The following is a 22,676-nucleotide window of genomic DNA, read 5'->3' as shown; positions in this document are numbered from 1 at the left end:
AGTGTTCAAACAAAGTAATATGAAATACTAAGAAAAACAAAGAAAATAAGAGTAAAACCTTACTTTCATGAGGGAGTTTAAAGTTTTACCTATTAAATTGTCTAGCTCCAGCGCCCAGCGCCTAATGTCCATACGTCGCTGAACTGGCGCTTGCGCTTTTCTTAATGAAAGTAAAGACTCATTCTTCCATTTCGCTGTGATAAAAGCTGTTATCTTTGGAATAAACCTCAAACCATTTGTATTTTGGGGCTTTGAACCACTCATACTGAGGCAAATACACTAAATAACTCTCATTACCTCAGCATCAAATACAGATTTAAATATTTTAACTGTTTCGAATCCAAAGGCTTGATCTAAATATCCTTCCATACCTTCTCTGACAATGTTTTTTTGCTCTTCTTTTTCCTGCCTGTACAATTGAATTAACCCATCAATGAATACAGCGATCATTACCAAATTAATGGGTATTAAAACGAAGACCAGAAATTTAAACATTTAAAACACCTCCCTGCAGTTTAAGATGTAGAAATTGAGTGGGTAACATAGCTCCTTTTCAAAGCTATGTAGTATTACGATTGTATATCTGAACGTAAAAAAAAGGTGTGATGAAAATAACACCAAAAGCTCATTTTCAAAAAAAAACTGTGTATACCCGGGAAGCAGGATAATAAAAATGAGAAAAATATGTATACTAAAAAGGCTGCCTGCTTTCGCAGACAGCCTGTAGCCATGTTATTTAATTGTTTTAGCGAGTAGTTCCGCCGAATCCAGACATTTGAGATTGAGCCATAGAAACAAGACGTTTAGTGATTTCTCCACCTACTGATCCGTTTGCACGAGAAACAGTCTCAGCTCCTAGTTGGACACCAAATTCTTGAGCAATTTCATATTTCATTTGATCAATTGCTTGTTGAGCTCCTGATACTAATAGATCGTTATTATTACTTCCTGCCATGTTGTTTCACCTCCTTTGTATGTAACATTAATGTCCCATTTATCAAGAGAATAAATACTTGTAAATATTGGATTTTTTGATTTTTACCATAACGTTTGTTTAAAAACAAATTAGGATGTCTATAATGTGACGGGGATTGCCGCTAAAAAGGCAATAAAAATATGAACAATCAGCAAATTTCATCGTATGATAAACAGACTAAAATTTATTTGGAGGGAAATATTGTCTCTCCCGCTAAAATTTTTAGGAGGATTCTTTGGATGAAAGAAAAAATGGTTGCGGATGAATTGCAAAGCATGTTTTTAGAGGGACTATTACCAGGAGTTAAAGAAGAATTTGTTAATGTAATATCAAAGAATTTAAGAACAGGGGAAATAACCATTAAAGAATTACTCCATGATCAATCTAATTTAAAAGAAAAGGTTGCAGAAGCCTTAAACAGAATTCCTTCATATATCTGGATATAAACGGAAATACTTTAAAAACATAATTACCACTAAAAAAAGACAAACTTAAAAATATACATTTCCAAGTGAAGCTTGTTGTACTGTATATAGATTGTCTGCCAGCAATATCTTTTGAGAAATGATTTCCTCGCATTCATTAATGATCCGTATCCTTCATACAGGCGATGAAGGATTTTTTTACATCTTCATACAAAAAACTTCGTTTAATTGTAAGGTAGTGACACTTTTTTAGCAGTATAATTTGAATGAGAGGCCGGAAAAATGGTAGGCTGAATACAATAGATAAACAGCTAGATCAAAACGGGAGAGATTTCTTTTGAAAAAATATCAGACTTTATTATTTGATGTGGACGATACATTACTGGATTTTGGAGCTGCAGAAAAAGGGGCATTAAATAGGCTTTTGGAAGAGCAAAATCTCTCTTTAACCATAGAACTGGAGCAAAATTATCAAAAAATCAACCAGGGACTTTGGCAGGCATATGAAGAAGGAAAATTATCTCGTAATGAGGTTGTGAACACACGATTTTCCCTTTTATTCAGAGAGTATGGAAAAGAAGTTGACGGAGAAGTTCTTGAAAAAAGCTACCGCGCTTATTTAAATCAAGGACATCAACTCGTAAAAGGTGCACTGGAATTAATAAAAGAACTATATAACGATTACGATTTATTTGTTGTAACCAATGGTGTTTCAAAAACACAGGATATGAGGCTGCGTGACTCAGGTTTATATCCCTTTTTTAAGGACATATTTGTCTCAGAAGATACAGGCTTTCAAAAGCCGATGAAGGAATTTTTTGATTATGCCTTTGAGAGGATTCCAAACTTTAACGCCGAAAAAACCTTAATTATTGGTGACTCTTTAAACGCCGATATTAAGGGCGGACAGCTTTCAGGGTTGGAAACATGCTGGTTCAACGGGAAATTAAAACAAAATAATACTGAAATTCTCCCAACCTATGAGATTCACAGACTTGAGGAACTCTATCATATTTTATTAGAAAAAGAGATTCAAACTGTATGCTAAACAATATAAAAGAACGCACATAGTCTATCATGCGCGTTCTTCATTATGTTTTGAGAATTATTTCTTCTTCTTTTTTGAATTATCCAGTACAATTTTACTTTTATTAACTGTTTCTATAACAACCTGAACATGAACATTTTTTTCGTCAATACTATTAACATTTGAAACCTTTGCTTTCCGTCCTTTAATTTTTAGCTCTTCACCTTCGGAGGGAACACTCTTCAGCAGCTGAGTTAATAAAATATTTCTGTTTTCAAAAAAAGATACAACGAACATTTGACATCACCTATTTCATATAGAATGGATACATAAAAAGCTAATATAGTATCGTTACTATAAAATATTTAAGAGAGATCAAATTTAGACCATTTAATTACTAGAAAAAAGGATGACTTTTATGGAAAAAGATTTAACGGGTAAACGAATATGCATTGGTGCTTCTCGGAAAACGGATGAAATGAGTACACTGATAGAAAAACAAGGGGGGACACCCGTTGTCCGTTCCCTCCAAGGAACAGTGTTTTTAGCTGAGAGGGAAGTAGAACCAGAACTCTTGAAATTTGTTCATCAGGGATCGGATTGGGTAATTTTCACCACTGGAATTGGTATAGAAACGCTGATGAACATTTCAGAAAAACTGGGTGTTAAGGACCGGTTTTTAAGCAGGATCCGAGAATCTAAAATAGCATCAAGAGGCTATAAATCACTGTCGGTACTTAAAAAAATCGAAGTTACACCAGAAGCAACAGATGACGATGGCACTACCAGGAGTCTTATTGAATCTCTCAGGGAGTTTGATTTTTCAGGCAAAAAAGTCATGGTTCAGCTTCATGGAGAAAAGGCTCCAGCACTCATACAATTTCTGGAGAAGGGAGGAGCAGAGGTTTCATTCATTCTTCCATATCAGCATATCCCCCCAGAAACCGATACGGTAAAGAAGCTTTGTGAGGAAGTTATTAGAAAAGAGATGGATGCTGTTTGTTTTACTACTGCTACTCAGGTACGATCTCTTTTTGAATTTGCTCGGGAAAAGGACTTTTTGGCAGAACTATTAGGTGCTTTTCAAGTAAGTACTGTTGCGGTTGCAGTGGGAAAGGTTACAGCAGAAGCCTTAAAAGAAGAGGGGATTAATAGGGTGGTTGTTCCTGAAAACGAAAGAATGGGAGCAATGGTAATCGAACTGGCTCATTACTATCGCAGCTTCAGTTAGCATTAAAGTAATATCTCCTCTATGAATGAATCGTTTTGTTCATAAAGATGGGGGATGAAGTAATTCGACTAAAAATCGTAACACTATTTAGGTCGTGAAATTCGTTTAGGGTACTAATATTTGTGACTGAAATAAACAAGGGACCTGCTGATGGGTCCCCTGCAAAGTTTTACGTGAACAATTTCATGATTGTAATGATTATACCAGCAATAGCAGCGGATATAGGCAGTGTAATTACCCAAGTGATAATCATTCTTCCAGCTACACCCCAGTTTACGCCCTTGAACCTCTTTGCAGAACCTACGCCTAAGATGGAACATGAAGCTACATGAGTTGTTGAGACGGGAAGACCTAACATGGTAGCACCCTGCATGACGGTAAAAGAAGATAAATCTGCAGCGAATCCATTAATTGGCTGAACTTTAAAAAGCCTTTTTGCAACAGTTTTAATAATCCTCATTCCGCCTATCATGGTACCTAAGCCAATTGCAGTCGCACAGATAATTTGGACCCAGAGCGGCACGTCCAGTGTGGATTGAAATCCACCTGCTACCATGGCAAAAACAATAATACCCATTGTTTTCTGTCCATCATTTCCTCCGTGTGAAAAAGCAGCTAACCCGGCGGCAATAATCTGGAATGCCCTAAAGCCTCGTGTCGCACGGTGAGGATTTACATTTTTGAATAATGCTCTTAGGATTTTCATGAGTATAAATCCAATAAAAAAAGCTAAAAAGGGAGAAATGATTAATGCTTTAATAATATCAGTGAATCCCTCCCAATTTATTGCATGGAATCCTGATCCAACAATAACAGCACCTGCAACCGAACCGATCAATGTATGTGACGATGATGAAGGAATTCCAAAGTACCAGGTAACGAGATTCCAAATAATGGCGGCAATTAAAGCCGCAATAACGATGGTTAAACCATTTTCAATCTTAAAAGGATCCGCAATTTTTCCTCCAATTGACTTTGCAACTGCCTGGGAAGTAACTGCTCCGACGAAATTTAAAGCCCCTGCATAAAAAACAGCAAACCGAGGAGGGAGAGCTCTTGTCGAAACCGACATGGCGATAGCATTAGCTGTATCATGAAAGCCATTAATGAATTCAAAGATTAAGGCAAGGGTAATAATAATTATAATGATTGACATTACAGCCTCCAGATTTTAGTGGAATTAAGAGTTCTTCATAATAATTGTCTCTAATGTGTTTGCTACTGTTTGACAGTAGTCAGCAATATCTTCAAGTTCCTCGTATATTTCCTTATATTGAATAATCTTGATTGGATCTTTTTCGACCGCGAACAAATGTTTTATGGATTCACGTAAAATTCCATCGCATTTGGACTCATAGTCTTTGATTTTGATGGCATGTTCTCTAATTTGAGGAAGTTTTTTTGCTGAAAGCAAATTAATTGCTTCGACAATTTCAGAAGAACAACTTTTAATAGCATCAACAAATTTAAGCATGTACTCATCAGCTTGTGTAATGGAATACATTTCGAAAAGAGCCGCAGTTCCTTCAATACCATCCAACACATCATCCATACTCATGGTTAGGGCCAGAATATCTTCACGTTCAATTTGAGTAATAAAGGCATTATTTAATTCCTGAATAACCTCATGAACGAATGTATCGCCTTTCGTTTCATATTCCTTCATTTTTTCTGAAAAAATCTTAAGATCACTGACATTTTTTAATTTGTAGTCTGAAAAGAAATCAGCGCTTTCTTTTAAATTTAAGGAAATCTCTGTTAAGTAATTTGAGAACTTGTCTTTCTTTTTGGCCATTGTATTACCTCCAATTTCTTAATGACTAATATGTCACAAATGTTATAGTAGCTAAGTTTGTCGTTTCAGGGAAGAATCTTATTGAATAATTTACATAAACTTTACAATGGGTTTACATTTTTAACAATTGGCCAGAGGCCGTTTCTTCCCCCCTATATTTCCCTGATTTCTAATAAACATTCCAGTTTAAAGGCTGTTAATTCAATTTTTTCCATTAGTTTCTGTTCTAAGAGGGAAACCAAGGGATCAACTGTCACGTTGACTGTATGGTTATGCATATAGTAAAATGATATGTAAACAGGAAGGGGTGGGTAAGTTGGGAAGTTGTATCGAATTGGTCAAATAGCTAAATTGATGAATATCTCCAAAAGAACAATCGATTATTATTCTCAAATCGGCTTACTCAGCCCTACGAGGACGGACTCCAATTATCGATTGTACGGGGAAGAGAGCATCCAGATTTTGAATTTTATTGAACACTATAAAAATCTTAATCTGCCACTTGAGGAGATAAAGTCTTTAATTGAATTATTAAAAACAGATGGCAGTATTGATAATGAAAAGGTAGAAAAGCATTTTGCTCAGATTGGCAGTATCATGCAGCACCTTAAAGAGGAAATTATGGTTATGGAACCAATCCTTGAAAAGTTGAACCATAATCAAAAGGAAATGCTGGTAAGCAAACTTTCGCCAGAGGGAATTGCATTGGCTCAAACTTTGTTATTATTATTTGAAAAAATAGAAGTTTTTTAGATTTTTTTATAATTCAGGAGGTGTATTCCTTACTTAACCTGTAAGCGTTAAGAGAAGGAGACCATTGATTCTTATAAACTTGCTAATTATAGCAATCTTAATTGCATTCACGGGATTCTTCGTTTCCTATGAATTTGCTATTGTTAAAATACGCGGATCACGAATTGATCAGCTCGTTGCTGAAGGAAATAAAAGTGCTTTAGCGGCAAAAACCATTGTAAACAATCTTGATGAATATTTATCAGCATGTCAGCTGGGGATTACTGTAACTGCTTTAGGTTTGGGATGGCTGGGGGAACCCACAGTTGAACAAATCCTTCATCCACTGTTTGCTTATCTGCATGTATCGGAATCCATTTCAGGAATTACATCATTAATATTATCCTTTGCAATAGTTACATTTATTCATGTAGTTGTCGGAGAACTTGCACCTAAAACGTTTGCTATTCAAAAAGCGGAAACAGTTACGCTTCTTTTTGCAAGGCCGATGATTCTTTTTTATAAAATAATGTATCCTTTCATTAAGGCATTAAATAGATCGGCCCGTTTTGTTGCAGGATTATTCGGATTAAAACCTACTTCAGAACATGAAAATGCACACTCAGAGGAAGAGCTTCAAATCATTATTTCCGATAGTTATAAAAATGGAGAAATCAATCAGTCGGAATATAGATATGTGAATAATATCTTTGAATTTGATGACAGAACAGCCAAGGAAATTATGGTGCCCCGGACTGAAATTGTAGCTTTTGATAAATCACAGTCATTAGAGGATTGCCTTAAGGTTGTTACGGAAGAAAATTATACAAGATATCCAATAATGGACGGAGAAAAGGATAATATTGTTGGTATGGTAAATATGAAAGAGGTTTTAACAGAATTTATAAGTGGAATTGATGTTAAAACCTCTATTAATGATTTTGCCCGACCCGTCATTCAGGTAATGGAATCAATTGCTATCCAGGAGTTATTAGTGAAAATGCAAAAAGACCGCGTCCATATGGCGATTTTAATGGATGAGTATGGGGGAACGGCTGGTTTAGTAACAGTAGAGGACATTTTGGAAGAAATAGTCGGAGAAATTCGTGATGAATTTGATGAAGACGAAGTACCAGATATCAATAAAATTAGTGAAAATAAAACAATCGTGGACGGAAAAGTCCTAATTGATGAAATTAATGACCTATTCGGATTGGATATGGAAGAAACGGATATCGATACAATTGGCGGATGGATATTATCCCAAAACATCGATATTAAAGAAGGTACTGTCGTTTCTTACGAGGATTATGATATTAAAATTCTTGAAATAGATGGTTACCATATCAAGTCGTTAGAAATAGTAAAGATATTGAAGCAAGAAGTTGCGGTATAAGATAATTTCCCTCCTACATCGAGTAGGGGGGATTTTTTTTAGCTAATCAAACTTTATATCCAAAAATTCTAGATAAAATTGGGCATCCGCTTAAAGGACATGTCGAAGGACAAGTTGTTCTAATGATAAAAGTTGGTATAAAATAAATATACCCCCTTGGAAAATTCAGGGATTAAGAAGGGGGACTTCGATGTGAGAATTCAAAACTATAGAAAACAAAAACAGTGTGATAAAGTTTATTGAAAATGCTGTAGATCCTAAAAAACGAGAAGATGCTTATAAAATGTTAGATATTTTTATTAAAAGCATTGATATGACAGTCAATTATAAACATATTCGGATAAATGAAATGAGAAGGAGATGCTCTGTTGACGATTTATATAGCATTATTAAGAGGGATTAATGTAGGCGGGAACAATATCATTAAGATGAACGACTTAAAGAAAATGTTCACCAATATGGGCATCGAAAAAGTGGAAACTTATATTCAAAGCGGCAATATCGTTTTTAAATCAGAAAATCCCGCAGAAAAATTACAATCGCTCATTCATGAGGAAATCAAAGCCGCATTTGGAATTTCAGTACCGGTTATATTGAGAACAGCAGCTGAATGGAAAGAGATAATGAGAACTTGTCCCTATCAGGAAGAATTAAAAGAGGGAGAAAGTGTACATCTTACTTTGCTTGATAAGGAACCTTTAACGGAGGTCATTGAACAGCTGTTGAAATATAAAAGTGAAAGCGAAGAGTGTTACATAAGTGGAAGAGATGTCTATCTTTATTTACGTAAAAGCATCCTGGATTCGAAGATTTCAAATCAGCTTCAAAAGTTAAAGGTCCCTGTAACATCCCGCAATTGGAAAACCATTAAAAAGATTGAAGTGATGGTTAATAATATGGAAAAACAGTCTTAAAACTCCGGAATATTAAAAATAGCTTGGCAAAGGCCAAGCTATTTAACTATTTTTTATAGGTATAAAATTGGGGAACGGTACCTGGCTTCAGCTGTGATGATATATTGTTCAGTTCAGTAACCAATCTTATCTTATTCCAAACTGACATTACATTTGCTGAATGATGAGCCTTCTCAATAGCTTCACTCGATTTTCCACTCAGCTACTTCAACTATAGTTTCGTCTTCTGCTTGAAGTGTAAGCAGGTCGCGATTTGTATTCATGATTGAAGAACAAAAAAAGTAGCATCTATTTCTATAAAGAAGTTACACTTTCATGCTTGCAGTCATATACATGTGGATAATGGAAATTTAGAGAGGGCTTTTATATGGGGTTTTTAAATATATTTAATAATAAATGTCAGATCTGTAAAAGGAAAATTAAACCATTAAGAACATTTATTAATGATAATGGAAAACAATTAAAACTATGCGTGAGTTGTTCCGAATATGCTGAAAGAAGAGCGTATAGGCTTAAGAAATAAGCACCAATTCGGGTGCTTATTTACTTTTTGAAAAAATTGGTACTTTTAAGAACAAATACAGGAGGTTTGGTGAATAGCTTTACAAGTATGGGAAATTAGTTAAAAGAAAAACCCCGGATGAAGAAATTTTCATCCTGGGGTGTGAGTCGCAAAATCATGAGTGTTTCTTATTAATCCAGACTCAGGTTAACAAGAAAGGTTTTGATTTCGTATGGCTTAATCTCAAACATTAGAGAATTACTTTCAACTGGATCACTTTCAGCTCGTTCCAGCAGATCACATTCCTGCCATCTTGTAATTTGGAGGTCACTCGTTATTTCAACTATTCCTCTCCGGCCCGTATATTCGTGAAGACGCAGGACTATTAAATTACTATCCTCTGCTTTTTTTATGGCATCAATAACGACATAATCAGCCGAGAGATTAAACAATGACACATAATCCATACCAGCTTTACCCTCGAGATAGGATAGGGGAGAGTTTAAATCCCACGCTTCCTGAACCGTTGACCCCTCCACCCAGCTGCCCTGATGAGGAAGAAGGGAGTATGTGAATATGTGATTGCCCTGATCCTGAGAGTGATCCGGATAGGTAGCACCTCTAAGTAGAGACAATCGGATAACGGAATCCTTGATATCGTATCCATACTTGGAATCGTTTAATAAACTGACTCCATAGCCTCGTTCAGAAACATCTGCCCACTGATGACCAACTGTTTCAAACTTCGCATAATCCCAGCTGGTATTCCAATGCTGAGGCCTTTTTACATTACCAAACTGTATATCATAGGTTGCTTCCGTTGCTCGAATATTTACCGGAAAGGCCACCTTCAGCAGCTGATGCTGCTCGTGCCAATCCACATCCGTTTTAAAATCGATACGTCGGCTATTAGAGTATAGGATCATGCTTTGTTTAATAATCGACCGATTGTATTTCCAGGTAAATTGTACAACAGTCCGAAGTGAATTAACTTCTGAAATTTCAATACTTATAATATCTTCAATGGTTTTCATTTTTTCCTGATAAAAAATATCTATATCCCAGGCATCCCATCTTAATGGCTTGTCTTCAAAGATTTGCAGTACATTTCCATTCTGTCCTTTTTTTAATATATCTCTTCCAGCCTTTACATCGTAAATCCTGGACAGCTGCCCGGTTTCATTCCATTTTATTTCATAAAAAGGAGTATGAACTTCATTAGTGCTTACTATAAAATCTCTCGGAGCTGTAAGCTGGCTGATATTAGGATCGTATTGTACGGTTGTATGTCCTAATTGAGGTGAAGGAACGCAGATGATCCAATCGTCCGCCGTTTTTTCTGCCTGCAATACCTCACCTTTATGGTTGAGCCAGCCTCCTTTTTCCATCCCTGCCTTAATGGGAATGAAAAGAAGTGAATGCCTATTCCAGGAAGCATCATTTATTACTGTATAAGTCCCATGAGAATTATTTGTTATGATATGCTGAGCTGCTTGATTAAGGGAACTTTTAGCGAGATTTTCAGCGTTCGCATACTCTTCTCGGCTATCTTTATAAACTTCATTAATCGAAGAACCAGGAATGATATCATGAAATTGATTACGGAGAATAATTTTCCATCCCTCATAAAGCGATTCACCCTGATAAAGGCTCCATGTTTTGGAGGAGACACTGGCAAAAACATTTAACATCTCGACTCTACGATAGAGAATCTCCAGTTTTCGATTTGTTTTTTTATTATAGGCCTGGCTAGTATAAGTACCACGATGAAATTCCAGATAGAGTTCTCCATCCCATGTATGCACATACTGATTAGTCTGATCAACATCTCGATGCAGTGTCTCAAGGAATTCCCCAGCCTTACTTGTTTTAACTTGTGGAACGCCTGGCATTTCATCCAGGCGGCGCCGCATTTCAAGCATTTCACGGGTAACCCCTCCGCCACCATCTCCATGTCCATATGTAATCATTAAATCTTTTGTTATGCCTTTATCTTTGAAAACTTCCCAGGCACCTAAAACCGTTTCTGCCGTAATCTGGGCATTGTAATCTGCGCCCCATCCTCGGCCAGGACCGGGGTAAGGGGTCGTAATAAAATAAGTTAAGATTTCGGAACCATCAATACCGCGCCATTTAAACACATCATGAGGCATCCGATTATATTGATTCCAGCTAATCTTTGTTGTTACAAAAGACTTAATACCAGCCTTTTGAAGAATCTGCGGCAAAGCCCAGCTGTATCCGAATACATCTGGAAGCCATAAATAGCTGCATTCTACCCCAAATTCTTTCTTTAAAAATCTCGTTCCATGAAGGAGTTGGCGAACAAAAGATTCACCAGAAGGAAGATTGCAATCCGGCTCCAGCCACATGCCGCCATCCGCTTCCCAACGTCCTTCTCGAACTCTTTTTTGAATTTGTCCATATATTTCCGGATAATCCTCTTTAATATATTCATAAAGCTGTGGCTGTGCCTGCTGAAAAATGTATTCCGGATATTTCTCCATTAATCGGAGGACAGACGAGAATGAGCGCGCAGCTTTTTCTCTAGTATGCCGCAGCCTCCAGAGCCAAGCTACATCGATGTGAGTATGGCCTACTGCATGAATGGTAATGGGGTTATGCTTTTCTATTTTTTCTAATCCCGCCTTAAGAATGTCTCTTGCAATATAAATGGATTGATAGAATTCATCCGAACCTGGTGTCGTCCAATCAATCTGATTAAAAGAATAATTTAAAACTCCTAACAAATCTGAACGTTCTGGGCGGTTTTCATTCATCATTTCAACTGTTTGAAGAGCAGCCTTGCTTGTGAAAAATAAATCATCTGCGGCTTCATCCATCCATCCGATATCAGCCTTTTTAAACTTATGTATTTGTTCAGTCGGGAGTCCGCCTCCTTCAAGTCCGGACCATAAACGAAAGTCCAACTGAACGTCTTTACCATAGAGACCTCCTGAAAAGAAGACCTCTTTATGGTTTGCATCCACACCTTGATACGGACTTCCGTTGATATATAACAAAGACTCAAAGCCCGAGTTGTGACCTTCATCCGTTATCCCAAAATCAAACACTCCAACCACTGTTTTGTTTTCCCAAGTATGAGGGATTGAAATGGCAGCTGATAACCAGGCGTAGAGATCCCGTCCAGACCAAGTTTCTCCTATATGTATTGTTGACCATTTGCCAGATAAAGGCGGTTTTGAGCCGATTTCTCCCTTTACATCAAGTTGAAAGTTTAAAGAAGAAATCTCAAAAATATCACGATAACGGTATGGATCTAATTCAGATAAACGAGCAGCAAGCTTTTTCTCAGTCCAAAACAAAATGATTTCCTCCTAGTACATTTTAAAATAAGTTTAACACCTTTTATGAATGAAATAGGAAATTTCAAACGTTATTCTTTAGGTAAAATACAACTTTCTTTATCCTGGCTACTCAAGCCGGACTTTTTCTTTGCCACTAATATTTAGACTCATAAACAATCTTAATTTTTTTTTCATTAATAAGTTTTAAAACAGCTTGTAATATTTAAATTTAATAGAATAACTTTTTTATAATATTTAGTGAAGGTATTTAATTGGCAGTTTTATACATTATAATAAACTTTAACATTATTACTAAGAGTGGAGTGATGTTTTGAAACGATTTCATTATAGCTGGATTATCCTGCTCATTTCTTTTTCCTCTATTATTGTTGCTGGAATTGTAAGATCATCTTCAGGGGTCTTTATTGAACCATTTGAAAATGAATTTGGCTGGGATAGGTCCGTTATTTCCCTGGCTTTCGCTGTTGGTTTGTTCTTATACGGTATATCAGGTCCTTTTATGGCGGCTTTAATTGAAGTGCTGGGCTTAAAGAAGATAATGATAATTTCAATGGCCACATTGTTCACAGGAACCCTGCTTACACTTAAGATGCAATACTCATGGCAGCTTATTGTTATTTGGGGAATTATCATTGGCCTGGGGTCCGGATTATTTCTAACAGTATTAAGTCCATATATAGCGAATAGATGGTTCGTAAAAAGAAGGGGACTTGCAGTTGGAATACTAACAGCAAGCACAGCGACAGGCCAGTTAATTCTGCTTCCCATCCTAGCCATAATGATAAACCATTACTCATGGCGTTGGGCTATATGCTTAATTTTAATCTTGAGTTTCGTAATGTTAGTCATAATTATATTGTTTATGAAAAGTACACCAAAGGATATTGGAATTTTTCCATATGGAATGGAAGAAGAAATACAGGAGAGCAATCAAGGATATAAGGAAACTAATCCTATTGTTATTGCTTTTAATGGTTTATTCGAAGCAGTTAAAGTGAAAGAATTTTGGCTTTTAGCTGGAAGTTTCTTTATTTGTGGCCTTTCAACAAGTGGAATAATTGGTACTCACTTTGTTTCCTACTGTATTAGCTATGGGGTTCCCTTAGTTACCGCTGCATCTCTCCTTTCTTTTATGGGAATCTTTGATTTGGCAGGAACTACTCTTTCCGGTTGGTTGTCAGATCGTTTTGATAATAGGTGGTTATTGTTTTGGTACTACAGTCTAAGAGGTGCTTCTCTGGTATTACTTCCTCTTGCACTGTTCAAAGGGTCTGTCACCCTTCTGATTATCTTTTCAGTATTTTATGGATTAGATTGGATTGCAACGGTGCCGCCAACTATTAGTATCTCGAGACAAGTTTTTGGTACTGAAAAAAGTGGAGTTGTATATGGCTGGATTTTTGCTTCGCATCAGGCTGGTGCAGCAGTTGCGGCATATGGTGGCGGTCTTATATATAAGATATTCAATTCTTACACATGGGCGTTTTTGTTCGCAGGGATATTCTGCTTATTAGCAAGCTTATTTGTTATTGTGATTAAGAAAAAAACAACTGTCTCACAAGTTAAAGAGGATTCTTTAACTACATAACTCCAAGATCTGGCTGCTATAAAAGGCAGCTTTTTCAAAGTAAATAATTTTAGCTCGATTAAACGGTTGAAAAAATGTACTAGTAAATAATGTATACAAAATTACCGATATGGTTCTTGAAATTGAGAAACAACCATTAACAAATTTAAATGATATACGGTGGAAAAGCCCTGTTCAAACTGAAGAGGGCTTTTAGTAAGGATAATTTTAACGGCGGAAGGATGTTAATAACAAAAGATAATAAAATGCTTCTAGTAATAACCCTGATTACTTTAATATTTGAATAAGATTTCTTGAAGGATCTTCTGCAAAAAAATGGCCATTACCAAAGTAAACTTTTATCCTGGAATTTTAATTTTATCAATCAACTGTAGCGGGTCCTCTTGATCCGAATCTTGAATTAAAATTAACAATAAACTCTGTTCATGCACATCGCCTCTTATTTATTTCCCTTCTAATTTTAGAGTTGAATTCTCTTTTTTAGCCGACTCGACTGCCTTCCTTGTAAACTTATAAGCATTTCCTATGGAATTTATTACTTAAAAAAGGATACTAGCATTTCCTTAGAAGGTTAAATGATGAAGTACATAATAAAGCCCAATCTAAGCGACTTAAGGAAATAGGCTCTTATATCAGTAACAACGCCCTTAAGTTAACATATTTTGGAGGAGAGAGTGCTCCTGAAAAGTGAACGTTTAGTTGCAAAACAACAAATTAACTCTATAGCTCTCAATGTAGGTTAATCAGAAATTTAAATATAAAGGGGAGGAAAAAATGCAAAATTTTCAAAATGACCTTCAAATGCTGGGAATGGATAACTTTCAAGTAGGTGAATTAGTTCCTATAGATCCGAGCCTAGATCAGCGCCAGTTTGGTGGAATGCGTTGTGGCGGCGGAATGCGTTGTGGCGGAGGTATGCGTTGTGGCGGCATGATGTGCGGCGGAATGCGTTGTGGTGGTTTCCGTTGCGGCGGCTTTCGTTGTGGCGGTTTCGGTTTTAGCTGCTTTAGCTGTTATAGCTGTTATAGCTGTTATAGCTGTTCGAGCTGTTTTAACTGCTGGGGAGGCTGGTGACAGGTTTCAATATAATCTTAAAAGAAGGTGCCTCTGCATAATGCAGGGGCACTTTCTTGTCGTTTAGGAAATTATAGATTTTTACCTTATGATTAACTCGAAACTAGGTTATTGTAATCTAGGTCCAGCGCCCAGCCCCTGAGGGAGGCCCACAGGATGAGGCATATTTAGCCTTTCATCATCTGCACAGGGAGCTTGAGCCTTTTGTTCATTAATCATAATGGACAAATAAAAGAACATAGAATGATAGTGATTACTAAGAACGTTGAATGAAGGAGGACTTGAATGGAAAATCTCACCTCATACTCGCGTCTTAAGGTAAAAAGGGATACATTTTATTTGCCTGATCCACAAGGTGGCGTGTATTTTAGAAATAATATGAGTTCATTTCGAATGGAAGGAGGAACCATTTATCAATGGATTGAAAAACTAATCCCAATGTTTAACGGGGAGCTGACATTGGGAGAGCTGACAGAGGGATTAACGCTTCCATATCAGAATAGGATATATGAGATTGGAGAGGCGCTGTACAAGAATGGTTATGTTCGAGATATAAGCAAAGATAGACCACACCAATTAAATCGCTTTGTTCTTGGAAAGTATGCGTCACAAATTGAGTTTATCGAGAATTTTAAGGGCTCGGCAGCACACCGTTTTCAAGAATATCGACAGGCTAAAGTTTTGGCTGTCGGGTCTGGACCTTTTTTGGTTTCGCTTGCATCCGCATTACTTGAATCGGGACTTCCTAAATTCCATTTTATAGAAACGGATTTTGAGACTGCAAATCAAGTGCGTATCCAAGAACTAGTTCACAATGCCAGGGAGAATGACTCTGAGGTGATGGTCGAGCAGATTCCGTTTAAAAGAGGGGAGGGGAAAAACTTTTGGCAAAAAGCTGTGCAGCCATATGATTGGATACTATATGCTTCTCAGGATGTAGATGAACTTAGAAATCTGAATAAGATTTGCAAAAAACAAAAGAAGGTATTTATGCCCGCAATCTGTCTGGAACAAGTGGGACTTGCTGGTCCTTTGGTTCATCACGAATCTGAGGGATGTTGGGAGTCCGCATGGCGCCGTATCCATCAATCTACATTGCAGCCAGATGGCCAGCTGCAAACATTTTCACCAACTGCCGCATCCATTTTAACAAATGTGACGGTTTTCGAGTTTTTCAAAAAAGCCACTGGAATTGAAGGTTCAAATCAAAGTAATCAAATTTACTTATTAAACCTCGAAACGCTGGAAGGAGACTGGATATCCTTCCTGCCGCATCCATTGGCTGCAAACTTTAGTTTTTCTCCTAGACTGGTGGAAAACCTTGAAGATAGAATTGAGCAAGAGAGGAATAATAAAGAGCAGCCAAGCAGACTCTTGGAACATTTTAGTCTATTAACTTCTGAAGAAATAGGGATATTCCATCTTTGGGAGGAAAGAAACTTAAAACAGCTTCCTCTTCCCATGTGCTATGTTCAAGCAGTCAACCCATTGTCAGAGGGACCTGCAGAGCTCCTGCCAAAGGTCGTCTGTTCGGGATTTACACATGAGGAGGCTAAAAGGGAAGCTGGGCTAGCTGGGATTGAACTGTATGTTTCACAAATGATCAACGAATTTCAATGTCAGAAAGGAAAAAGCGCCGCTGGAGCAATGGGCATAGGAGCTGGGGAAACTATCGAAGAAGCTGTCTGCCGGGGCTTGCAAGCTAAATTAGAGGAGGAATTGAGAAACAGTGCAAGAGATCAGCTATACACTTCTTTTCGTGTACAACTGGGAAAAATAGAAGATCAGCGTTGCAGTTATTATTTAAACGCACTGACTACCTTAAATGGTGCACCGGTCATCGGTTTTGAAAAAGATGTTATGGGATTCCCAGTGATTTGGGTCTGTACGGATGGCCGTGGATACAGCAGTTCAGGCTTAAATCCAACTCTGGCCTTAAGGGGGGCTTTGCAAAAGGCGCTTTTGAATGATCAAGACCCTAATTCAATTGACTGGAGAGCAGAATCAACGGTTTACCTAAATGAAAAGGACTTTAAACTGAATATCCCTTCTCTTGACGAGCTAACGCAAATTCAGCTATTACAATCCTCCATTACGAATCTGAAAAGAAAAAACAAGAGACTCATGGTCTATGATCTTTCTTTCGAACCATTTTTAAAACATGAATTGGCTGGGGTCTTTGGTGTGCAGTTACGAGAGGAGGAATCCTGATGGCTGCCCAAATTCAAATTTACGGAAATGGCTTATTAGCAGACTGGGTCCATGAACATTTGTCCGAGCAGTATAAGGTAAATCGAATTAGAAATTTGGAAGAAGTAACTATAGAAACGGAGTTAGCTCTGGTGCTTCACGATGCATGGTATCCATCTGAACATCAAAAGGCGGAAGAAAAACTCCGGACCATGCAAATCCCGTGGGTTATGGGTTTCGTCATGTTTGGGGAGGGAATCATTGGACCGTTAGTACGCTCCAATAAACCGGGATGTTCTCGCTGTGCAGCATTAAGGAGAATGACAGCTGGACTTGAACGGCAAGAGACTTGGCAGCTTCAGATGATAATGGCCGAAAAAGGAGGGATAAAGAGGGATGCATGGTCTTCACGTACGGGACTATTGCAGATGACTTTGCTGATAAAAAACGAAGTACAAAAGATCTTTAACGGTAATCATACTTTTTTAGAAGAGGGAATATACATCACGAATCTCCGGTCGTTAATAAACTCCTGCCACTTTTTTCTTCCTGATCCATTATGCCCGAACTGCAGTCCGTTACCAGAAGACACCCCTGAATTAGCTCAAATTAGATTACAATCCAGTCCTAAAATCAATCATGATGGTTATCGATGCCGTTCGATGGATGAATTAAAAAAAGTACTCGTTAAAGATTATCTGGATTTTCGAACTGGGGTCATGAATGGGAAAATGCAGGATGTCACTCTGCCATTTGCTGATGTCTATGTAAACATGCCTTTGATTGGAGGGGACGAGGGAGTAGCTGGAAGGTCCAATTCTTATGAGATCAGTGAACTTACTGCCATATTAGAAGGATTGGAGCGATATTGCGGGATTGAGCCAAGAGGCAAAAAAACTGTAGTCCGCGATAGTTATCAAAATATAAGGGATATAGCACTTAATCCTTTAAGAGTAGGATTACATGAAAAGGAACAATATGAAAAGCCTCATTTCCCATTTAAACCATTTCAGCTGGATCAGCCAATGAATTGGGTCTGGGGTTATTCATTTTTACAGGAAAAGCCGATTCTGGTTCCTGAATTACTCGCTTATTACAGTTTAGGCCATGGGGAAGGTTTTGTTTATGAAACCTCGAACGGATGTGCTTTAGGGGGGAGCTTAGAGGAAGCCATTTTTCATGCTATTATGGAAGTCGTCGAACGAGACTCCTTTTTGTTAACCTGGTATGCCAAAATCCCACTTCCAAAACTCGACCTCAGTTCTGCTAACGATAAGGAATTACAGCTGATGGTAGACCGAATTCGTGACGTAGCTGGATATGACCTTCATTTTTACAATTCAACGATGGAACACGAGATTCCAAGTGTATGGGCAGTTGCAAAAAACAGAAAATCCGAGGGGCTAAACCTCATTTGTGCAGCTGGAGCCAACCCTGATCCTGTAAGGGCTGTAAAAAGCACGATTTACGAGCTTGCAGGAATGATGTTTAAGCATGATGAAAAATTGGAGGAAAACCGTAAGAAATATGAAAGAATGCTGCAGAATCCGTTCGAGGTTCTTAATATGGATGACCACGGGATGCTGTATGGTCTGAGGGAAGCAGAGGACCGGCTCAGTTTCATTTTGAAGGATCATCGTCCTTTACGTACGTTTGCAGAGGAATTTAAGAAGACGCCTAAAAATTCGGATTTGAAGGATGATCTCCAGGATATCCTTATGAGGTTCCGACTGTTAAACCTTGAAGTTATTGTGGTTGACCAAACGTCTCCGATAACGAAACGTAATGGATTATACTGCGTTAAGGTCATAATTCCTGGAATGCTGCCAATGACCTTTGGATATCACCTTACCCGGTTAGAAGGATTGGAGAGGGTACTTACGGTGCCGAAGAAGCTTGGATTTAAGGAGCAGCCGTTATCGTATGCACAGCTAAATCCACATCCTCATCCGTTCCCATAATGGGAGAGTAGGAGGCAGAATGTTGAAGCTTGAAACTTTTCTACACAACCTACATTTTGATACGGAAAAAATCTTTCCGCCGGATTGGGAGGTGGATTGGGAAGACGCGCCCCTTTCATATAAATTATATCGAGGCTTGCCTGAGTTTCCGCTTCCGCCAGAGGTACCATTGACAATTACGCAACGGGATTTTGATGGCAAACCTAGTCTGAAAGAGGTAGGTCAATTCCTATGGTATGTTTATGGTATAACTCAATACTCTCAGTCTGCAAAATTCGAGGGTTCTGCAAAAGAGATGAAACAGTCTTTGCGCCGTTTTGTTCCCTCTGGCGGGGGTTTGTATCCTAGTGAATTATACGTTTATTTAAAATTGGAGGAAGTGCCAGAAGGGATTTATCATTACAGTGCCGCTCATCACCGCCTTATCCTGCTTCGAGAGGGTAATTATGATTTCTACTTATCCAGAAGTCTGGGAAATGGCAGCGATCTTTCAGACTGTTTTGGAGCTGTGTTTATTTCAACAGTGTTTTGGAAAAATTTTTATAAATATAATAATTTTTCATACCGGCTCCAAGGTTTAGATGCAGGAGTTCTGATTGGGCAATTGTTAGAAGTAGCGAAACAAATGAGCTTCTCCAATCGGGTTTGCTACCAATTTCTTGATCGGGCTATCAATCATTTGCTTGGACTATCCGAACAGGATGAAAGTGTATACGCCATAATTCCTTTATCGATTCACCAAACAATCAATTGTGCTGCTGATGATGTTCATAATAAGGAAGAAATAATTTCTGCCAATGACTTGAGCAGTGAAGTTGCTTTATTGAAGCATACTTCTTATAACCGCTCAAAGAGAGTAATTGATTATCCTTTGCTAAAAGAGCTTAATGAAGCATCAATGTATGAAACAACGAAGTCATTTGTGAAGATAAACCAAAAGAAAAGTGTGAAACTTGCATTGGATACTGAGATTATCTTGCTGCCACGTAAGGAGCATTTTTCATACGACCTATCCTCTGTTTGCAGAAAGCGGCATTCTCCTGATATTGATTTTACCATCGGAAAAGTGAGTCAAACACAATTATCAGCATTGTTAAATGAAACATATACCTTCATATATCAGAATGACCTTGATGACACAGATGGGAATGTTGAGAATCGGGTTTCTTTGTATGGCACCTTTTATAACGTAGAGGGACTTTCAAATGGTGCTTACTCTTATGACTATAGCACCCATGCGCTTAGCAGAATAACCGAAGGGGATTACAGGGAGTTTTTACAATTTGGTTTAACTATGCCAAATGTGAATTTGTATCAAGTTCCACTGTGTATGCATGCCGTTGGAGAAAAGGATTATCTTATTAAGAATTTAGGCTATAGAGGATATCGCATCCAACAGATGGAAGCCGGTATTCTTGTTCAGCGGCTGCTTTTGTCGGCGTGTGCCTTAGAAATGGGTGGCCATCCACTGCTCGGATTCGATGCTAATCAATGTGATGATCTTTATAAAATTAGTTCGAGTGGAAAGACCAGCTTAATTCAAATACCAGTTGGTCCATACCGCCCCCGTGCCTGGTTAAAAGGAAGTTTGCATACCTAGGAGTTAAACTATCAACATTTGCCTTCCTAATTTAATCAGGGAAGTCCTTTTAGAAATTGAAAAAATTATAACTCTGGAAGGAGTGTGAACAGGCTATGGAAGAAAATAATAAAATTAGACAAGAAATTTTAATATCTGTGAGAGGTCTTTCTAATGAACAATTGAATGAGCAGTTCGAAGATGGCAGATGGTCGATAATGCAGGTGCTAGATCACCTATATTTAATGGAGCGGGCAATTACTCATTCAATTTCTCGTGAATTGGCAACTGGAAAGGAGAAGTTTGTAGATCCCAAGCCAATTGAATTAACGGTTTGTCGGTCAACAAAAGTAGACGCGCCATCATTTGTGGCTCCTGCCAATGAGTTTATTGCTCTTGAAGAAATGAAAATTAAACTTTCTCAATCAAGAGAAGACCTAACTAAACTGGTAAATGATGCTGATAACTCATTATTAAAAAAACGGGCCCTTCCGCATCCGGTGTTTGGTGATTTAAGTTTAAAACAATGGATACCGTTTGTTGGGTTACACGAAAAAAGACATCTTGCTCAGATTGAAGAGTTGAAGGGAAAATTAATTTAATAAAGTAGGTTTGAAACAAGGTCATAATTCAAGTTATTGGGTATCACCGTCTCTTATATATTTGATAAAAAACTGCACATATAAGTATGCAGTTTTTTATTTTTTAAATTGAAACCAAGAACTTATTATTTCCTTTTTCTTTCCCCAACTGAAAGAAAATAAATTATTCGAATTATAACCCAATAGCAAAGACAGTAAGGCTTTTGAGCTTCCAGGCTAGTAAGGAAATGGTAAACGGGTAAGTCGAAGTGCTTTCTTGTTGAAAAAGGTTAGTTTTTTTAAAAATGCCATTTGATATTCTGTATCAATTAAAAAAGGAACCTTTCAAGGTTCCTAAAACAAACTGGCTGGTTGAAGGCTTAATTTATACTTATTATATAATAAAATGCTTTAATTTGATTGGGCGATACAGGGTTGGAAGTCAATAATTTTCGTTCGAATTTTTTCGGAGAATGGCTTATTTTCCTGAAAAGAAAGGATTATCACAGGCTAGCCAAAACTGCACCTATAATCGTAATAATTCCGCCGATTAATGACATCACAGATATTTGTTCATGTAGCAACAGCACACCAAAGAGGACTGTCCACACTGGAAGCAGATTAATAAACGGGGCTGCTTTTCCAGCCCCGACAATTTTTACACCAGCGTTCCATGAGAAATAAGCTCCTACTGATGCGAACGTGCTGACATAAAAAACTGCGAGCCAAGCGTTGGTTGACATGTGGATCATATTGGTTTTTACAGTGCCAATACAACTGACTGCACTAAGAATAGTACCATAGAAGGCAGAACCTGCTGTTATTGTTAGAGGGTCAATCTGTTTTCCATACCGTTTTCCGAGAACGGTATACAATCCCCAGGCCAAACACGATAAGACAATTTCAATGTCTCCAATGATTGTTCCTTGTGAAAGGGCCTGGTGTTTCCCGAGTAGCAAAATTATAACGCCAGCAATGGATATTACGGTACCTATCCAGGCTTTTAATTTAACCTGCTCTTTTAAAACGATTGGTGTAAAAATCAAGATTGCAACAGGAATGCCAGCGGAAATCATACCAGCCTGTGAGGCACTTATTGATCTTAAACCCATATAGTTCAAGGTCGAAAATGCAAACACACCGAAGAAGCCTAGCACGAGAAGTTCCTTCCATTTAGAGAAAATAGGCAATTTCTTTTTAGTAACAGCCATAATTCCTACCAGTATTAAGGTAGAAATGGCCCAACGTATAGTATTAAGTAAGGTTGAGGGTAATGCCTGTCCTAAAAACCTTCCGCATATGTAATTACCACCCCAAAGAAGTGTTGCTATTATAAGCAGTGATATCCCGCGTCTCATTATATAAGTCCCCTCTGT

The 22,676-nt window shown here is 37.8% G+C and carries 19 protein-coding genes; 12 read left to right on the top strand and 7 right to left on the bottom strand.

Features of this window, described 5'->3' with window-relative positions:
• Positions 1-279: 279 nt before the first annotated feature.
• Positions 280-495, bottom strand: a complete 216-nt coding sequence (locus AC3WR0_RS18935) for a hypothetical protein (protein WP_492553777.1) — start codon at positions 493-495, stop codon at positions 280-282.
• Positions 496-745: 250 nt separating this feature from the next.
• Positions 746-955, bottom strand: a complete 210-nt coding sequence (locus tag AC3WR0_RS18930; RefSeq protein ID WP_027319841.1) for an alpha/beta-type small acid-soluble spore protein — start codon at positions 953-955, stop codon at positions 746-748.
• Between the two features lie 260 nt (positions 956-1,215).
• On the opposite strand from AC3WR0_RS18930, the gene AC3WR0_RS18925 reads away from it, so the two are divergent.
• Positions 1,216-1,422 carry a hypothetical protein gene (locus tag AC3WR0_RS18925; protein ID WP_492553776.1) on the top strand — a complete coding sequence of 69 codons (207 nt, stop codon included), beginning with the start codon at positions 1,216-1,218 and terminating at the stop codon, positions 1,420-1,422.
• 316 nt (positions 1,423-1,738) lie between these two features.
• The gene (locus AC3WR0_RS18920; RefSeq protein ID WP_492553775.1) at positions 1,739-2,449 is read left to right on the top strand and encodes a YjjG family noncanonical pyrimidine nucleotidase; all 711 of its coding nucleotides are present in this window, start codon (positions 1,739-1,741) and stop codon (positions 2,447-2,449) included.
• Positions 2,450-2,506: 57 nt separating this feature from the next.
• On the opposite strand, the gene AC3WR0_RS18915 is transcribed toward AC3WR0_RS18920, so the two are convergent.
• Complete coding sequence (locus tag AC3WR0_RS18915; protein WP_492553774.1) at positions 2,507-2,725, bottom strand: hypothetical protein; 219 nt, start codon at positions 2,723-2,725, stop codon at positions 2,507-2,509.
• 121 nt (positions 2,726-2,846) lie between these two features.
• Here AC3WR0_RS18915 and AC3WR0_RS18910 point away from each other — a divergent pair, with 121 nt between their 5' ends.
• Positions 2,847-3,659 (top strand): uroporphyrinogen-III synthase, encoded by an 813-nt coding sequence (locus AC3WR0_RS18910; RefSeq protein ID WP_492553773.1) that lies wholly within the window; start codon positions 2,847-2,849, stop codon positions 3,657-3,659.
• Between the two features lie 169 nt (positions 3,660-3,828).
• On the opposite strand, the gene AC3WR0_RS18905 is transcribed toward AC3WR0_RS18910, so the two are convergent.
• Both AC3WR0_RS18905 and AC3WR0_RS18900 read right to left on the bottom strand, forming a co-directional pair.
• Positions 3,829-4,815 carry an inorganic phosphate transporter gene (locus AC3WR0_RS18905; RefSeq protein WP_492553772.1) on the bottom strand — a complete coding sequence of 329 codons (987 nt, stop codon included), beginning with the start codon at positions 4,813-4,815 and terminating at the stop codon, positions 3,829-3,831.
• A gap of 24 nt (positions 4,816-4,839) precedes the next feature.
• Positions 4,840-5,454 (bottom strand): DUF47 domain-containing protein, encoded by a 615-nt coding sequence (locus AC3WR0_RS18900; protein ID WP_492553771.1) that lies wholly within the window; start codon positions 5,452-5,454, stop codon positions 4,840-4,842.
• Positions 5,455-5,778: 324 nt separating this feature from the next.
• Between AC3WR0_RS18900 and AC3WR0_RS18895 the strand changes: the two genes are divergently transcribed.
• From AC3WR0_RS18895 to AC3WR0_RS18885, 3 genes are all read left to right on the top strand, one after another.
• Positions 5,779-6,207: a MerR family transcriptional regulator gene (locus tag AC3WR0_RS18895; RefSeq protein ID WP_492553770.1), complete on the top strand. Its 429-nt coding sequence runs from the start codon at positions 5,779-5,781 to the stop codon at positions 6,205-6,207.
• Between the two features lie 64 nt (positions 6,208-6,271).
• The gene (locus AC3WR0_RS18890; protein WP_492553769.1) at positions 6,272-7,582 is read left to right on the top strand and encodes a hemolysin family protein; all 1,311 of its coding nucleotides are present in this window, start codon (positions 6,272-6,274) and stop codon (positions 7,580-7,582) included.
• Between the two features lie 368 nt (positions 7,583-7,950).
• On the top strand, positions 7,951-8,496 hold the full coding sequence (locus AC3WR0_RS18885) for a DUF1697 domain-containing protein (protein WP_492553768.1): 546 nt from the start codon (positions 7,951-7,953) through the stop codon (positions 8,494-8,496).
• Positions 8,497-9,189: 693 nt separating this feature from the next.
• Here AC3WR0_RS18885 and AC3WR0_RS18880 read toward each other — a convergent pair.
• Positions 9,190-12,324, bottom strand: a complete 3,135-nt coding sequence (locus AC3WR0_RS18880) for an alpha-mannosidase (RefSeq protein WP_492553767.1) — start codon at positions 12,322-12,324, stop codon at positions 9,190-9,192.
• Between the two features lie 313 nt (positions 12,325-12,637).
• On the opposite strand from AC3WR0_RS18880, the gene AC3WR0_RS18875 reads away from it, so the two are divergent.
• The 6 genes from AC3WR0_RS18875 (at position 12,638) to AC3WR0_RS18850 (ending at position 21,321) form a co-directional block, all read left to right on the top strand.
• Positions 12,638-13,915: an MFS transporter gene (locus tag AC3WR0_RS18875; RefSeq protein WP_492553766.1), complete on the top strand. Its 1,278-nt coding sequence runs from the start codon at positions 12,638-12,640 to the stop codon at positions 13,913-13,915.
• Positions 13,916-14,689: 774 nt separating this feature from the next.
• The gene (locus AC3WR0_RS18870; protein ID WP_492553765.1) at positions 14,690-14,989 is read left to right on the top strand and encodes a heterocycloanthracin/sonorensin family bacteriocin; all 300 of its coding nucleotides are present in this window, start codon (positions 14,690-14,692) and stop codon (positions 14,987-14,989) included.
• Between the two features lie 285 nt (positions 14,990-15,274).
• Positions 15,275-17,200, top strand: coding sequence for a putative thiazole-containing bacteriocin maturation protein (locus tag AC3WR0_RS18865; protein ID WP_492553764.1), 1,926 nt, complete (start codon positions 15,275-15,277; stop codon positions 17,198-17,200).
• Positions 17,200-19,140 carry a TOMM precursor leader peptide-binding protein gene (locus tag AC3WR0_RS18860; protein ID WP_492553763.1) on the top strand — a complete coding sequence of 647 codons (1,941 nt, stop codon included), beginning with the start codon at positions 17,200-17,202 and terminating at the stop codon, positions 19,138-19,140. The genes AC3WR0_RS18865 and AC3WR0_RS18860 overlap by 1 nt, the downstream gene beginning before the upstream one ends.
• 22 nt (positions 19,141-19,162) lie before the next feature.
• The gene (locus AC3WR0_RS18855; protein ID WP_492553780.1) at positions 19,163-20,740 is read left to right on the top strand and encodes a SagB family peptide dehydrogenase; all 1,578 of its coding nucleotides are present in this window, start codon (positions 19,163-19,165) and stop codon (positions 20,738-20,740) included.
• 95 nt (positions 20,741-20,835) lie between these two features.
• The gene (locus AC3WR0_RS18850) at positions 20,836-21,321 is read left to right on the top strand and encodes a DinB family protein (protein ID WP_492553762.1); all 486 of its coding nucleotides are present in this window, start codon (positions 20,836-20,838) and stop codon (positions 21,319-21,321) included.
• A gap of 482 nt (positions 21,322-21,803) precedes the next feature.
• Here the strand turns inward: AC3WR0_RS18850 and AC3WR0_RS18845 are convergent, their stop codons facing one another.
• A complete protein-coding gene (locus AC3WR0_RS18845) occupies positions 21,804-22,658 on the bottom strand; it encodes a DMT family transporter (RefSeq protein WP_492553761.1) in 855 nt (284 codons plus the stop codon).
• Between the last annotated feature and the right edge of the window lie 18 nt (positions 22,659-22,676).

Source organism: Neobacillus sp. FW104-15D2 (genome assembly GCF_058790155.1).
Note: the sequence above shows the minus strand (reverse complement) of the source record. Positions and strands in the feature narration are given on the sequence as shown.

Bases quoted from the DNA above. Each gene is read 5' to 3' on its own strand.
- AC3WR0_RS18860 (WP_492553763.1), top strand. From the start codon at position 17,200: ATGGCTGCCCAAATTCAAATTTACGGAAATGGCTTATTAGCAGACTGG.
- AC3WR0_RS18910 (WP_492553773.1), top strand. From the start codon at position 2,847: ATGGAAAAAGATTTAACGGGTAAACGAATATGCATTGGTGCTTCTCGG.
- AC3WR0_RS18905 (WP_492553772.1), bottom strand. From the start codon at position 4,815: ATGTCAATCATTATAATTATTATTACCCTTGCCTTAATCTTTGAATTC.
- AC3WR0_RS18900 (WP_492553771.1), bottom strand. From the start codon at position 5,454: ATGGCCAAAAAGAAAGACAAGTTCTCAAATTACTTAACAGAGATTTCC.
- AC3WR0_RS18935 (WP_492553777.1), bottom strand. From the start codon at position 495: ATGTTTAAATTTCTGGTCTTCGTTTTAATACCCATTAATTTGGTAATG.
- AC3WR0_RS18850 (WP_492553762.1), top strand. From the start codon at position 20,836: ATGGAAGAAAATAATAAAATTAGACAAGAAATTTTAATATCTGTGAGA.
- AC3WR0_RS18865 (WP_492553764.1), top strand. From the start codon at position 15,275: ATGGAAAATCTCACCTCATACTCGCGTCTTAAGGTAAAAAGGGATACA.
- AC3WR0_RS18915 (WP_492553774.1), bottom strand. From the start codon at position 2,725: ATGTTCGTTGTATCTTTTTTTGAAAACAGAAATATTTTATTAACTCAG.
- AC3WR0_RS18930 (WP_027319841.1), bottom strand. From the start codon at position 955: ATGGCAGGAAGTAATAATAACGATCTATTAGTATCAGGAGCTCAACAA.
- AC3WR0_RS18925 (WP_492553776.1), top strand. From the start codon at position 1,216: ATGAAAGAAAAAATGGTTGCGGATGAATTGCAAAGCATGTTTTTAGAG.
- AC3WR0_RS18870 (WP_492553765.1), top strand. From the start codon at position 14,690: ATGCAAAATTTTCAAAATGACCTTCAAATGCTGGGAATGGATAACTTT.
- AC3WR0_RS18845 (WP_492553761.1), bottom strand. From the start codon at position 22,658: ATGAGACGCGGGATATCACTGCTTATAATAGCAACACTTCTTTGGGGT.